This is a genomic window from Acidocella facilis ATCC 35904, from assembly GCF_000687875.1.
GTDB lineage: Bacteria > Pseudomonadota > Alphaproteobacteria > Acetobacterales > Acetobacteraceae > Acidocella > Acidocella facilis.
The window spans coordinates 37,084-50,725 of record NZ_JHYG01000002.1 but is presented as its reverse complement, the minus strand read 5'-3'; the positions used below and the strand labels follow the sequence as shown (position 1 = coordinate 50,725).

At 65.9% G+C, this 13,642-nt stretch carries 13 protein-coding genes; 9 read left to right on the top strand and 4 right to left on the bottom strand.

The window, feature by feature from the left end; genetic code table 11:
• Positions 1-147: 147 nt before the first annotated feature.
• From T331_RS0102690 to T331_RS0102680, 3 genes are read left to right on the top strand one after another with little or no spacing between them, the layout of a single operon-like run.
• Positions 148-744, top strand: coding sequence for a DUF1285 domain-containing protein (locus T331_RS0102690; protein WP_008494756.1), 597 nt, complete (start codon positions 148-150; stop codon positions 742-744).
• A gap of 18 nt (positions 745-762) precedes the next feature.
• Positions 763-1,320 carry an NUDIX hydrolase gene (locus tag T331_RS17110; RefSeq protein ID WP_035178987.1) on the top strand — a complete coding sequence of 186 codons (558 nt, stop codon included), beginning with the start codon at positions 763-765 and terminating at the stop codon, positions 1,318-1,320.
• Between the two features lie 50 nt (positions 1,321-1,370).
• Positions 1,371-2,453, top strand: coding sequence for a CCA tRNA nucleotidyltransferase (locus T331_RS0102680; protein WP_244876885.1), 1,083 nt, complete (start codon positions 1,371-1,373; stop codon positions 2,451-2,453).
• Positions 2,454-2,568: 115 nt separating this feature from the next.
• On the opposite strand, the gene T331_RS0102675 is transcribed toward T331_RS0102680, so the two are convergent.
• The 3 genes from T331_RS0102675 to T331_RS0102665 form a co-directional block, all read right to left on the bottom strand.
• Positions 2,569-4,461 carry a potassium transporter Kup gene (locus T331_RS0102675; protein ID WP_026438927.1) on the bottom strand — a complete coding sequence of 631 codons (1,893 nt, stop codon included), beginning with the start codon at positions 4,459-4,461 and terminating at the stop codon, positions 2,569-2,571.
• 110 nt (positions 4,462-4,571) lie between these two features.
• The gene (gene mltA / locus T331_RS17105) at positions 4,572-5,693 is read right to left on the bottom strand and encodes a murein transglycosylase A (RefSeq protein WP_051622053.1); all 1,122 of its coding nucleotides are present in this window, start codon (positions 5,691-5,693) and stop codon (positions 4,572-4,574) included.
• Between the two features lies 1 nt (position 5,694).
• On the bottom strand, positions 5,695-6,381 hold the full coding sequence (locus tag T331_RS0102665; protein ID WP_026438926.1) for a Tim44/TimA family putative adaptor protein: 687 nt from the start codon (positions 6,379-6,381) through the stop codon (positions 5,695-5,697).
• Positions 6,382-6,521: 140 nt separating this feature from the next.
• Here T331_RS0102665 and T331_RS0102660 point away from each other — a divergent pair, with 140 nt between their 5' ends.
• The 4 genes from T331_RS0102660 to T331_RS0102645 are packed head-to-tail and all read left to right on the top strand — an operon-like array spanning position 6,522 to position 10,982.
• Positions 6,522-7,052 (top strand): histidine phosphatase family protein, encoded by a 531-nt coding sequence (locus tag T331_RS0102660; protein ID WP_026438925.1) that lies wholly within the window; start codon positions 6,522-6,524, stop codon positions 7,050-7,052.
• The gene (locus T331_RS17100) at positions 7,052-7,801 is read left to right on the top strand and encodes an N-formylglutamate amidohydrolase (RefSeq protein ID WP_035178986.1); all 750 of its coding nucleotides are present in this window, start codon (positions 7,052-7,054) and stop codon (positions 7,799-7,801) included. Before T331_RS0102660 ends, T331_RS17100 begins: the two co-directional genes overlap by 1 nt.
• Entirely contained in the window at positions 7,798-8,448 is a 651-nt protein-coding gene (locus T331_RS0102650) for an isochorismatase family cysteine hydrolase (RefSeq protein WP_026438924.1), read from the top strand. Before T331_RS17100 ends, T331_RS0102650 begins: the two co-directional genes overlap by 4 nt.
• Before the next feature lie 5 nt (positions 8,449-8,453).
• Complete coding sequence (locus T331_RS0102645; protein ID WP_026438923.1) at positions 8,454-10,982, top strand: glycosyltransferase family 2 protein; 2,529 nt, start codon at positions 8,454-8,456, stop codon at positions 10,980-10,982.
• A gap of 50 nt (positions 10,983-11,032) precedes the next feature.
• Here T331_RS0102645 and T331_RS0102640 read toward each other — a convergent pair whose 3' ends face one another.
• Positions 11,033-11,365 (bottom strand): helix-turn-helix domain-containing protein, encoded by a 333-nt coding sequence (locus tag T331_RS0102640; protein WP_026438922.1) that lies wholly within the window; start codon positions 11,363-11,365, stop codon positions 11,033-11,035.
• A 386-nt stretch (positions 11,366-11,751) separates the two neighbouring features.
• On the opposite strand from T331_RS0102640, the gene T331_RS17095 reads away from it, so the two are divergent.
• A complete protein-coding gene (locus tag T331_RS17095; protein ID WP_051622051.1) occupies positions 11,752-12,156 on the top strand; it encodes a DUF6362 family protein in 405 nt (134 codons plus the stop codon).
• Positions 12,157-12,303: 147 nt separating this feature from the next.
• Positions 12,304-13,623, top strand: a complete 1,320-nt coding sequence (gene terL, locus T331_RS0102630; RefSeq protein ID WP_026438921.1) for a phage terminase large subunit — start codon at positions 12,304-12,306, stop codon at positions 13,621-13,623.
• The last annotated feature ends 19 nt before the right edge of the window (positions 13,624-13,642 follow it).

The following is a 13,642-nucleotide window of genomic DNA, read 5'->3' as shown; positions in this document are numbered from 1 at the left end:
GTCGAATAAATTAAGGATTCATCAGATTGGCGCTGCGTTCATGCGGGGATGTGTCTATTTCAACGCGGAAAGGCGTGCGGGCGTGCTTGCCTCTTTGATCCGTTCCTTATGCAACCTATATCCGCTTGGAGAGAGGAGTGTGATCAGGTGACGTATGAGGTGAAAGGGGGGCTGCGGCAGGGTGTGAGCGATGCCGCGTCGGCACGTCCGCTCGCCGATTGCGGGGATCTGCCCTTCCTGATCCGCCGCGACGGAACCTGGCTGTATAAAGGCAGCCCGATCACCCGCAAGCCGATGGTTTGCCTGTTTTCCACCGTGCTGACGCGCGACGAGGAGGGCCAGTACATCCTGCAGACACCCGCCGAGCGCGGCAGGATCGAGGTGGAGGATGTGCCGTTCCTGGCGGTGGAGCTGCAATGGAGCGGCGAGGGCCGGAACCAGAGCCTGTGTTTCCGCACCAATGTCGATCAATGCGTGACGGCGGGGCCGGCGCATCGCATCCGCATCGCGCATGATTTGCTCAGTTGCGAGCCGACGCCCTATCTTCATATCCGCGATGGCAAAGGCAGATACCCGATCGAGGCGCGGATCAACCGCGCCACCTATTATGAGCTGGTGGCGCTGTCCGAACCGGGCATCGTCAAGGGCCGCAAGGTCATGGGGGTGTGGAGCGAGGGGGTGTTCTTCCCGCTCGGCGATATGCCGAATTGCTGTTCCGATGCGGAGTGCGATCTGGACGAGTGAGATCCGGGCGGTGCGGCGATGAAGGCCGCGCAGCTGAGACGGGCTTTTCCCGAAAATCTGGCCTTTAATGCGCTGGCGCTGGGGCGGTTGCGTCCGGCTTCCGTGCTGGTGGCGCTGGAGCCGGGGCGCGGCGTGTGGCTGACCCGGCGCAGCCGGCTGATGACCACCCATGCCGGGCAGGTGTCGTTTCCGGGCGGGAAGATCGAGGGGCTGGGCGAGACGCCGGTTGAAGCCGCCTTGCGCGAGGCGCAGGAGGAGATCGGGCTTGATCCGGCCCAGGTGGAGCTGCTGGGGCGGCTGCATGACCATGCCACCGGGACCGGGTTTCATATCACCCCGATTGTCGGGCTGGTGCCCGAGGGCGTGGCGCTGCGCCCGGCCGATGACGAGGTGGAGGAGATTTTCGCCCTGCCCTTTTCCGCATTGCTGAACCCTGACTACCCGCTGCGCCGGCAGGCGGTGTGGCGCGGGCGGGAGGGGTCCTTCTGGGTGTGGCCGCATCCGGACCATGTGATCTGGGGGGCGACGGCGGAGATTTTGCGCTTGCTGGCGCTGCGGCTGCGGGGGGTGGCGTGATCGATCTGCCGGGCTTGGCGTTGGTGTGGGCGGCGCTGCCGGAGGCGCGGATGGTGGGGGGGGCTGTGCGTGACATGCTGGCCGGGCGGGCGGTGGCGGATGTGGACATGGCCTCGCCGCTGGCGCCGGAGGAGGTGATGCGGCGCGCCAGGGCGGCGGGGCTGAAGGCGGTGCCGACCGGGCTGGCGCATGGGACGGTGACATTGGTGGCGGCGGGGCATGGGTTTGAGGTGACGACGCTGCGCCGCGATGTGGAGACGGATGGGCGGCGTGCGCGCGTGGAGTTTACCGATGACTGGCGGGAGGATGCGGCCAGGCGGGATTTCACCATCAATGCGATGAGCTGCACGCAAGCGGGCGAGATTTTCGATTATTTCGGCGGCCAGGCGGATCTGGCGGCGGGGGTGGTGCGGTTTGTCGGCGCGGCGGCAGAGCGGGTGGCCGAGGATTATCTGCGGATTTTGCGGTTTTTCCGGTTCTTCGCGCGCTATGGGCGGGGGGAGGCGGATGCGGCGGCGCTGGCGGCGATCAGGAACGGGCGTGAAGGCTTGCGGCAGCTTTCGGCGGAGCGCGTGTGGAGCGAGGTGAAGAAGATTTTGGCCGCCCCTGCCCCGCTGCGGGCCGTGGCGCTGATGGGCGAGACCGGGGTGCTGGAAATGGTGCTGCCGGGGGCCAGGGTTGAAAGGTTGGCGGCGCTGCTGGGGCGCGGGGCGCCATTGGAGCCGTTATTGCGGGTGGCGGCGCTGAGTGATGAGGATTTGGCGCGGCGGTTGAAGCTGAGCGGGGCGGAGGCGGCTTTGCTGGCCGCGTGGCGGCTACCGTTGGGGACTGGGCCGGAGGATGAGGATGCGGCGTTGCGCCGCGCTCTGGCGCTGGCCGGGCATGAGGCGCTGGCCGGGCGGATTTGGCTGCAAGGCGGGGGTGGCGCAGGCTGGGAGGCGCTGCGGGCGCGGCTGTCAGCGATGGCGCGACCAGTGTTTCCGTTGCAGGGACGGGATCTGGCCGGGGTTGTGCAGGCTGGGCCGAAGATGGGTGAGGTGCTGGCGGCGGTGCGGGGATGGTGGCTTGAGGGTGGCTGCGTGGCCGACCGGGCGGGGTGTCTGGCTTTTGCCAAGACCCTCCCCAGCCCCTGAGGAGCAAAAGTTTTTGGGAGGGCGGAGGCGGCCAAGGTTCCGCCGCCGCGCAGCGGCGGTGGAAAGCCGCAGGAGGGGTGGGGGACTTTTTTCAAAAAGTTCCCCACGATCCTTCTTACACGGCGATGCGCACGCCGAGCTCCACCACCCGGTCCGATGGAATACGGAAGAATTCCGTGGCGGTGACGGCGTTGCGGGCCATGAACAGGAACAGCCAGCGGCGGATGAAGCGTAGTTTCGGCACCGAGGCCGGGACCACGGTTTCGCGGCCGAGGAAATAGCTGGTCTGCATGGCTTTGAACTCGATGCCCTGGCCGCTCAGGCTTTCCAAGGCGCGGGGCACGTTCGGGCTTTCCATGAAGCCGTAATAGAGGGTCACTTTGTAGATGCCGGGGGCGGCTTCATCGAGATGGACGCGCCCGCCGGGGTCGGCCTGGGGGACGTCCAGATTGCGGACGGTGACGAAGAAGACCTGCTCGTGCAGCACTTTGTTGTGTTTGAGGTTGTGCAGCAGGGCGTTGGGCACATAGTCGAGATTGCCGGTCATGAAGACGGCGGTGCCGGGGACGCGGACGATGCGCGATTGCGGCAGCCGGTTGAGGAAGGTGGCGAGCGGCAGGCTGTCCTGCATCCAGCGGGCCATGATGAGCGTGCGGCCGCGCCGCCAGGTGGTCATGATCAGGATGATGCTGAGGCCGATGGCCAGCGGCACCCAGCCGCCTTCGAAGATCTTCAGCGAATTGGCGGCGAAGAAGGCGAAATCGACAATGCCGATGGCGCCGAAGACCAGGATGGTAGCCAGGCGCGACCAGCCGAACTGGCGGCGATAGACGAAAGCGGCCAGGGTGTTGTCGCACAGGAAGGTGCCGGTGACGGCGATGCCGTAGGCCGAGGCCAGGGCTTCCGAGGAGCGGAAGGTGAGCACCAGCAGCAGCACGCCGATGGCGAGGATGGTGTTGATCTGGGGCACGTAGATCTGCCCCTGCTCGCTCTCATTGGTGTGGCGGACCTCCATGCGCGGCAGCAGGCCAAGCTGCACGCACATGCGCGAGACCGAGAAGGCGCCGGTGATGACGGCCTGGCTGGCGATGACGGTGGCGAGCGTGGCGAGCACGATCAGCGGCACCTGCAGCGCGTGCGGAGCGAGCTTGTAGAAGGGGTTGTCGGCGGTGTTGGGGTGGGCGATCACCAGCGCGCCCTGGCCGTAATAATTCAGGATCAGGCAGGGCAGCACGAAGAACAGCCAGGAGATGCGGATGGGGCGGCGGCCGAAATGGCTCATATCGGCGTAGAGCGCCTCCGCCCCGGTGACGGCCAGGACGACGGCGCCGAGGGTGAGGAAGGCGATTTTGTCGTGCCGGATGATGAAGCTGGCGCCGAACCAGGGGTTGAGGGCGACCAGCACGCCGGGATTCTGCACCAGCTGGAGCAGGCCGAGCAGGCCGAGGCAGAGGAACCAGAGCACCATCACCGGCCCGAAGGCGCGGCCGACCGTGGCGGTGCCGTGGCGCTGCACCAGGAACAGACCGGCGATGACCACGATGGCGATGGGCAGCACGGCGCTGCCCATGGAGGGAGCGACGACCTCGATGCCTTCCACCGCGGAGAGGATGGAGATGGCCGGGGTGATCACGCCGTCGCCGAAGAACAGCCCGGCGCCGACGATGCCGATGATGCCGGCGGCGGCACGGGTGCGCTCGCTGCGGGCGACGCGGCTGGCCAGGGCCATCAGTGAGAGGGTGCCGCCTTCGCCGTTATTATCGGCGCGCATGATGAAGGTGACGTATTTCAGCGTGACGGTGAGGATCAGCGCCCAGGTGATCAGCGAGAGCACCCCCAGCACGTCCACCGCCTGCAGATGCGGGCCCTTGAAATAGGCGATGCAGGATTGCAGGGCGTAGAGCGGGCTGGTGCCGATATCGCCATAGACGACGCCAAGCACGCCGATCAGCGCGGACATCTTGAGTTTTTCCGGTACGCCGCCGGAAGAGGTTGCGCTGGAAGTCATTCAGATTGTCCCTGTCGGCATTGTGCAGCCTGTAGCCGGTTGGCTGGCGCTGAACAAGCCGGGCGGGCGGGGGCCGCGCGGCCTCGGGAAAAAGGCCGGCGCGGGGCGCGTCATGCGGCGGGTTGGGGCTTGGGCAGCAGCAGATAGAGTGTCCCGGCCTGGCGCATGGAGCCGGCGATCTGCTCGGCATCGGCGCCGGCGCCGAAGAAGATATCGGCGCGGTCCGGGCCGTGAATGCCGCCGCCAGTGTCCTGGATGATGGCGAGCTGGTCCATCGCGCGGCCGGTGACCGGGTCGGTGGTGGCGATGAAGAGCGGGGCGCCGAGCGGCAGGGCGGATTTATCCACCGCCACCGAGCGGCCGGCGGTGAGCGGCACGCCGAGCGCGCCGGGGGCGCCCTCATTCGCCGGCAGGCTGCCGAGCGGGCGCATGAAGACGTAGCGCTGATTCTGTTCCATCACCTCGCGCGCCTGGGCAGGGTGGGATTTCAGCCAGGCGGAGATGGTCTGGTAGCTGACATCGTCGGGTTTCAGCGCGCCCATCTGCACCAGGACGCGGCCGATCGGGGTGTAGGGCTGGCCGTTCTGGCCATCGAAGCCGACGCGCAGGATGCGGCCATCGGGCAGCAGGATGCGGCCGGAGCCCTGGATCTGCAGCATGAAGGCATCGACCGGGTTGGTGACATAGGCGGTGACCGGCGCCTTGCGGGTGAGCGCGCCGTCATCGATCTCGGTGCGGGTCAGGTTGGCCAGGGCGGCGACGGGCGGCTTCGCGTAGAGCGGCACGTCATAGCCGGGGCGCTGGTTCTTCGAGCCGGGGAATTCCGGCTCGAAATAGCCGGTGATGAGCCCCTGGCCGGGGATTTCATAGGCCTGGAACCAGGTGGTGAAGAAGGCGCGGGCGGCGGTGAGGTCGCCGGGGGGCACATCCTTGGCGGCGTTGCAGGCGGGCTGCCAGAGCCCGGCCTGGCCGGCGCGCTCCCGCGCCAGGCCGGTGCCGCCCAGGGCGCTGTCCGGCGGCATCAGCGCGATCTGCTTGCAGCTGATGACGAAGCTGGCCAGGGCGGCGGCCTGATTATCCTGCTGCCAGCCGGGCAGGCTGGCCAGCGCCACGATGTGGCCGGGGGCGGCGTTGGGGCCGGTTTCGGCTTGCTGCTGGGGGATCGCACAGGCGCTGAGGGCCAGGGCGCTGGCGCTGGCGAAGGTGAGGGCGAGGGCGCGGCGGAGTTTCATGTTACGCGCTGCGGGCCGCGGCCAGGCGCCAGTTTTTATCCGGCCCGCGCAAATGCCGTTCGAAGGTCCAGAGATCGCTCACATCGCCGGTTTCGGCGCTGCCGGGGATGGGGGTGCCGTTCTGGTCCAGCTTCTCGTTGGTCTGGGCGGAGATGAAGCGCACCACCACCACCGCGAGATCGCCGCTGAGCTGCGCGTCCTCGATGCTGATCGAGGGGATGGATTTGATCTCGGTGCGCTGGCGCTCGCCGGCTGCCTCGCGCGCGGTGATGGCGGCGGCGAAGGTTTCGTACACGTGCGGGGTGAGCAGCGCCTGCAGCGCCGCGCGGTCACCATTGGCGAAGCCGGTGACGATGGCGCGGAAGGCGGCCTCGGCCTGGGTGATGAAGTGCGGCGGGTCGAATTGCGGGTCGTTATTGACGATCTGCATCAGGCGCTGGCCGAGCTCGGAGCGCGGGTCCGGCACGTCGCGCCCGGTTTGCGCCGGCAGGGCCTGGCCCTCGATCACCGGGGCGCCGGCGCCGGCGGCGGCGCGGCCGGGCGGGGGCGATTGCGGTTTCTCGAAGCCGACGCGCTTGCCGAGCACGGCGCGCAGCCGCAGCACGAGGAAGATCGCGATGCCCGCGAAGATCACCAGGGCGACGGGATACCCGCCGAGCGATTGGAGTGCGTTATCGGCCACTGTCATCCTCTATTCATAACCAGACTTGATCGGTCAGACTGGCGCAACCGGTTGCGGTGCGCAAGGCGCGGCGCCTGTTGGCGTGGGGGCAGACATATGTTGCAATGGGCCATCCCGGCAAGCCGGGCAAATTTGAAGGAAGTTTCATGTTCCTGCTCCGCCACGGGCAAAGCTATTTCAATCTGCATTTTACCGCGACCAAGCGCGACCCAGGGATCGAGGATCCGGAACTGACCGAGCTGGGGCATCAGCAGGCCCGCGCGGCGGCGCAGGCGTTGCAGGGCGCCGGGATTACGCGGGTGATCGTCTCGCCTTACACCCGCGCCTTGCAGACGGCGGAGCCGTTTCTGGCGCTGCCGGGGGTGACCGCCGAAGTGCTGCATGAGGTGCGCGAGCGCACTGCCTTCGTGTGCGATATCGGCTCCCCCCCTGCCCTGCTGGCGACGCGCTTTCCCCACCATGAGTTCGGGCATCTGCCGGCGCGCTGGTGGCATGAGGAGACCGAGAGCGAGGCGGCGACAGAAGAGCGCGCCCGGGCCTTCCGGGCGGCGATGGCGGCGCGCGAGGACCATGCCAGCACCTTGCTGGTGAGCCATTGGGGGTTTCTGCTGGCGCTGACCGGGCGCTCCGTCGCGAACGGGGAATGGCTGGAATATGACCCGGCGGAGGGGTTTTGATGGGGCTGCTGCAGGCGGATGAGCCGCCGGTTTACGAGATTTTGCGCCCCGACGGGGCGAGCCCGTTTCTGCTGACCGCCGACCATGCCGGACGCGCCATCCCGCGCGCGCTGGGGGATCTGGGGGTGGGGCCAGAGGATATGGAGCGGCATATCGCCTGGGATATCGGCATTGCCGGGGTGACCAGGCGCTTAAGCGCGGCGCTGGATGCCACCGCGATTTTGCAGGCTTATTCGCGGCTGGTGATCGATTGCAACCGGCAGCCGCATTGGGCCAGCGCCTGTCCCGAAATCAGCGAGGCGACGCCCATTCCGGGGAATATCGGGCTGGACGAGGCCGGCCGGGCGGCGCGGCGGGTGGCGATTTTCGACCCGTATCACGGCGCGATCGGCCGGATGATCGCGGCGCGGCCGCGCACGGTTTACGTGGCGATGCATAGTTTCACCCCGGTCTATCTGGACCAGGCGCGGCCGATGCAGGTGGCGGTTTTGTATAACCGCAATCCCCGGCTCTCCAAGGCGCTGGCTTCCCTGCTGCGGGACGAGGGCGGGCTGGTGGTGGGGGAGAATGCGCCTTACCGGGTGAGCGATGAGAGCGATTACGGCGTGCCGGTGCATGCCGAGGGGAATGGGCTGGATTATCTGGAGATCGAGATCAGGCAGGATCTGATCGCCGACGAGGCCGGGCAGGTTGAATGGGCGGCGCGGCTGGCGCGGCTTTTACCCTTGGCGTTGGAGGCGCTGGCATGAAGGATTTTGGCCTGAGCCGGAATGTGCCGGTGGTGCCCGCCCAGACCGCGCTGCTGGTGATCGACGCGCAGAATTACATCATGGAGGATGGCGGCGAATATGCCGGCATCGACCCGGCCGAGAAGGAAGCGAAATACGGCTTTTTCTTCAAGGAGATGCGGGCACGGGCGATCCCCAACATGCAGAAGCTGATCGCGGCCAGCCGCGCGGCGGGGATTGAGGTGATCTACACGGTGATGGCGGCGCTGACGCGCGATGGGCGCGATCTCAGCCTGGATTACAAGATTACCGGGTTTTTCTGCCATCATCAGAGCTGGGATGCGCAGGTGATCGAGGCGCTGGCGCCGCGGGGCGATGAGATCGTGCTGGCGAAGGGCTCGTCCTCGGTATTCATTTCGACCCATATCCATTATCTGCTGCGCAATATGGGCAAGAGCCAGCTGATCATCACCGGCGCGCTGACCGACCAATGCGTGGATTCCGCCGTGCGGGATGCGTGCGATCTCGGCTATCTGGTCAGCCTGCCGGTGGATGCGGTGGCGACCCAGACCCAGGCACGGCATGACAGCGCGCTGTTCAACAATAAGGGCTATTGCCGGCAGCTGACCACGCAGGCGCTGCTGGACGAAATCGCGAAGGCAGGGTGAGACGAATGGCGCGCAAGATCGTGAAGGCTCCGGCGGTGCGGCCCGAGCGTCAGCTGCTTTGTTTTCTGGATGTGATCGAGACATCAAGGCTGGAAGGCTGGGCGGTGGATTTCGAGCGGCCGACGGAGAGCCTGAAGCTGCGGGTGATGATCGATGATGCGATCGAGGATGTGATGGCCTGCGATGGGCATCGTGACGATGCGCGGCTGGTGAACCAGACGAATAGCCGGATTGGCTTCACCTATGACATTCCCGAGCGCTATTGGGACGGGGTGCGGCATCGCATGCGCTTCGTGACGCTGGACGGGGCGCTGCTGCCGGTGAGCACGCGCGCCGGCGGGGCGGTGGAGGAATATAGCTTCGTGCTGAGCAAGCCGGTGCGCTTGATGGCCACGGTGGATGGCATGGTGGACGGGCTGATCCAGGGCTGGGCGCTGCGGGTGGATGATGAGGCCGGCACCAAGCTGGGCGGGGTGCGGGTGCTGGTGACGCATGAGGGCCAGCCGATTGCCGAGCTGCTGGCGGACCAGTTCCGGGGCGATGTGGCGCAGGCGGTGGGCAGCGATGCGGCCTGTGGCTTCGCCTTCGCGCCGCCGCCGGAACTGCGCCGGCGCGAGCAGGTGAGTTTGAAATTCTTCGCCTTGCCGGAGCGCGAGGAGCTGACCGGCAGCCCGCTGGAGATCTCTTTCCCTGGCGATAATGCGCGCGAGAAGATCGAGCAGCTGATCCAGCGCACGGATGAGCTGTTCAGCTTCGCCTATCATCTGAAGAAGGAGCTGAAGGCGGCGATCCCGCGGGAGCGTTATCTGCTCGCGGATTATCCGCGCTGGGCGCTGGAGAGCCGGCCGCTCGCCCTGCCCCGCGCCCGCGCCATCTACGGGGTGCGGGATGTCTCCGGGGTGAAGATTTCGGTGATCTGCCCGGTTTACCGGCCGGGGGTGGGCGATTTCCTGGCGGCGGTGGATAGCGTGAAGGCGCAGACCCATGAGAACTGGGAGCTGCTGCTGATCGACGATGCCGGCGGGGACAAAACGCTGAGCGCGGTGATGAAGGATCTGGCGGCGGCGGATGCGCGGATCAGGCTGATCGAGCGCAAGAAGAATGGCGGCATCGCGCGCGCGACCAATGACGGGCTGAAGGCGGCGAAGGGCGATTTCATCGCGTTTTTCGACCATGATGATCTGCTGGAGCCCGGCGCGCTGGAGATCATGCTGCTGGCGCAGGCGGCGAGCGGCGCGAAGCTGCTTTATTCCGATGAGGACAAGGTGGAGCGCGGCGGGGCGTTCAGCGAGCCGCATTTCAAGCCGGATTTCAATCATCGCTTCCTGCTGGAGGTGAATTATATCTGCCATCTGGTGCTGGTGGAGGCGAAAACCCTGCGCGCGGCGGGGGGATTGGATGCGGCTTTGGACGGGGCGCAGGACCATGATCTGCTGTTGCGGCTGGTCGAGGCGCTGACGCCTGATGAAATTCATCACGTGCCGGAAATTCTCTATCATTGGCGCAAGACCGCAAGCTCCACGGCGGCTGCCGGGACCGGGGCGAAGCCGAAGGCGGCGATGGCCGGGGCGGCGGCGGTTTCGGCGCATCTGGAGCGGCGCGGCCTGCCGGCGAAGGTGAGCCCGCGCGGCGGGCTGACCTGCTATCAGGTGGATTGGAAATTCCCCGCCGCGCAGGTGAAGACGCAGGGTGTGTCGATCCTGATTCCGTATCGCGACCATGTCGAGATGACACGCGAATGCGTGGAGGCGATCCGGGCGCATACCAAGGGTGTGAGCTACGAAATTCTGTTGCTGGATAACTGGTCGACCAGCCCGGAGGCGGCGGAATTCGCGGCGGAGCAGGCGAATATCGAAGGCACCAGGGTGTTGCGGATCGCCGAGCCGTTCAACTATTCGCGGATCAATAATATCGGCGTGGCGGCGGCGAAATATCCGTTCCTGCTGTTCCTGAATAACGATGTGTTTGTGCAGGAGCCGCGCTGGCTGCGGCGGATGCTGGATGAGGCGTTGGCGGATGAGGGGGTGGGCGCGGTGGGCGCGAAATTGCTTTATCCTGACGGGACGGTGCAACATGCCGGCGTGGTGCTGGGGGTTGGCGGCGTGGCCGACCATGCGTTTCGCGGGCTGGGCGGCGAGGCGCCCGGCTATATTGCCCATGCCATAACGGCGCAGGAGGTTTCGGCGGTGACGGCGGCCTGCATGTTAGTGCGCAAGAGTGCGTTTATGCAGGTGGGCGGGTTCGATGAGCACGAGCTTTCGGTGGCGTTCAATGACGTGGATTTGTGCGTGAAGCTGCGGCAGGCGAAACTGAAAATCATCTTCATGCCGGATTCAGTCGCGGAGCATCGGGAAAGCATCAGCCGCGGTGATGATTTTGATCAAGCCAAGCTGGCGCGGTTCATGTTCGAGAATGAAGTGATGCGTCAGCGCTATGAAAACGTTTTACCGTTCGATCCTTATTACAACCGGAATTTTTCCCGGGAGAGTGGCGTCTACCGCGAGTTGCGGTTGTTGCGGCCGGGCGAAGGCTGAGCGTTCCAGCGCCGTCTTAAACTGTACCGATTTGACACAAATCGGAAAGCTCAGCTGCGTGCCAGCCGGCGCGCGGTGAGCAGCAACATGCGTCGGTCCTCGGCCGAGCAGGCGCGGTAGAGGCGCATCAGGGCCAGCTCGTCCCCGACCAGGGAGCCGGTTTCACCGGAGACCAGATAGCCCAGCGAGGTGTTGAGCACCTTCGCGATTTTCTCCATATTTTCTCGAATTTGCCCGGCGCGGTCGGTCTCCCACTGGGCGATGGCTGAGCGGGAGACGTTCAGTTTCGCGGCGAATTCATCTTGAGTCATGTTGGCGGCGAGACGCAACGCTCTGATCCGTGCCCCGACTGTCTCAGCGGGAAGCTGCTTCTTTGCTGGCATGTAAACATTCTAACAGGATGACGCCCAAACTCAATGTTAGTATTTCTTGACATAAAAAGTTAGAGCTAATAACAATACGCAACGACCAGAGGAGGACGGGATGCCATTGCCGAGACTGTGGAAACCCGAGGCCGACCAGGTGATTTGCGAGATGCGCGGACAGGGCGCGACCTGGGCTTCGATTGGGAAAATACTGGGATTGTCACGCAATACGGTGATTGAGCGAGGCCGGCGGCTGCGTGCGGCGTTGCCGCCGCGGCCACCGCAAATGCCTCGCAACCGCGATGAAGAAGGGCTGGATGACCCCAACCGTCCGCCCTTGCGCGCTGGCCATCCGTTAACCTGGGGATTGCTGACCGATGAGCCGTATCCGGAGGGGGATAGCCATGATGACGGAAGGTGAGATCATCGCGCGGTTGGAAGAGGCCGGGGCGACGGTGCTGGCGATGCCGGGGCGGGGCTATTCCACCGGGCTGCGCACGACCCGGCTGGAGGTGGTGCATACCGCGCTGGATGCCTATGGCTGGCAGACCCCGCGGCTGCGCGCCCCGGCCCCGGACGCGGCCGCGTTGGGCCGGATGGATGAAGCATTTTCCTGGCTCGCTTTCATTCCTGAGGGGAAATATGTGATCCGCAGAATTGTCGGGGCGCGGGCGCTGGTGCATCCGCTGACCGGGCGGCATCTCTATCCCTGGCGGCGGCTGGGAGAGATGTTGGGGGCGGACCATAAATCCATCCAGCGTTGGCATGGCCAGGGGATCGGGATTATCGCGGCGCGCCGGCTTAAATAATTTTTCTAACATTACGTTATTTTGTTATTGCCCATCCGCCCCGTTTTGGATTAGGAATGTTTATAGACTGGTTATCCGAAACAAGGCGGGGCCTTCATCGAACAGCAGAGCGAGGCGGCGGGGTTTCTGGGCTTCGCGCGGCGTGCGATGGAGGAGCTGGAGCAGAGGCCGGCGAAGCATCATGAATGGCTGATCGGCCATTTGCAGGATGTGGCGGATGGCAGATGCGACCGGCTGATGGTGCAGATGCCGCCGGGGGCGGCGAAATCCACTTATGGTTCCGTGCTGTTCCCGGCCTGGTTTCTGGCGCGGCGGAAAAACGCCCAGGTGATCGCGGCGGCGCATACCGCCTCGCTCGCGCATTATTTCGGGGCGCGGGTGAAGGCGGTGCTGACCCGCCACGCTGAGGCGCTGGGGGTGGAGATGGCCAGGGCGGCGAAGGCCGCCTCGCGATTTTCCCTGGCGGGGGGCCAGGAATATTTTTCCGCCGGGGTGCGCGGGCCGATTACCGGGCGGCGGGCGGATCTGATCATCATCGATGATCCTGTGAAGAGCTGGGCGGAGGCGGAGAGCCAGGCGCAGCGGGACATGCTGTATGATTGGTACCGGGCCGAGCTGACGGCGCGGCTGAAGCCGGGCGGGCGGATCGTGCTGATCATGACCCGCTGGCATGAGGATGATCTGGCCGGGCGGTTGCAGGCCACCGAGACGGGGTGGCGCTGTTTGCGGCTGCCGGCCTTGGCGGAGGCGGATGATCCGCTGGCGCGCGCGCCTGGCGAGGCCTTGTGGCCGGAGTTGTTGAATGCGGATGCGCTGGCGAGCCGGCGCGCGGAAGTGGGCGAGCGCGCCTTCGCGGCGATGTATCAGCAGGCGCCGCAGGCGAAGAATGCGGGGCTGTTCAGGGTGTCCGGCATTGCCCGGCTGGCGGCAGCACCTGAGGTACGGCTGTGCGTGCGGGCCTGGGATCTGGCGGCGACGAGTGCCGGGCTGGGGCGGCGGCCGGATTATACGGTGGGGCTGAAGCTGGGGCTGACCGAGGAGGACCGGCTGGTGGTGCTGGATGTACGCCGCCTGCAGGGCTCGCCGGCCGAGGTGGAGGCCGCGATCAAGGAGACAGCCCGGCTGGATGGCGCGAATACGGTGATTTCCTTGCCGCAGGATCCCGGCCAGGCGGGGGCGGCGCAGATTGCGCTGCTCTCGCGCGGGCTGGTGGGGTTTCGGATACTTTCCAGCCCTGAGCGCGAGGCCAAGCTGGTGCGGGCGATGCCGGCGGCAACGCAGGTGGATGCGGGGAATCTGGCTTTGGTGGCTGGCGGCTGGAATGACGCGTTTCTGGCGGAGATGCGGGAGTTTCCGCATGGCGGGCATGATGATCAGATCGATGCGCTGTCGCGGGCGGTGAATAGTTTGGCAATTTTGGTGCCGCCGCCGGCCAGGCGGCTGAATGTGCCGTTGCTCAGCCGATAACGGAAGGTTTGCACGCTTC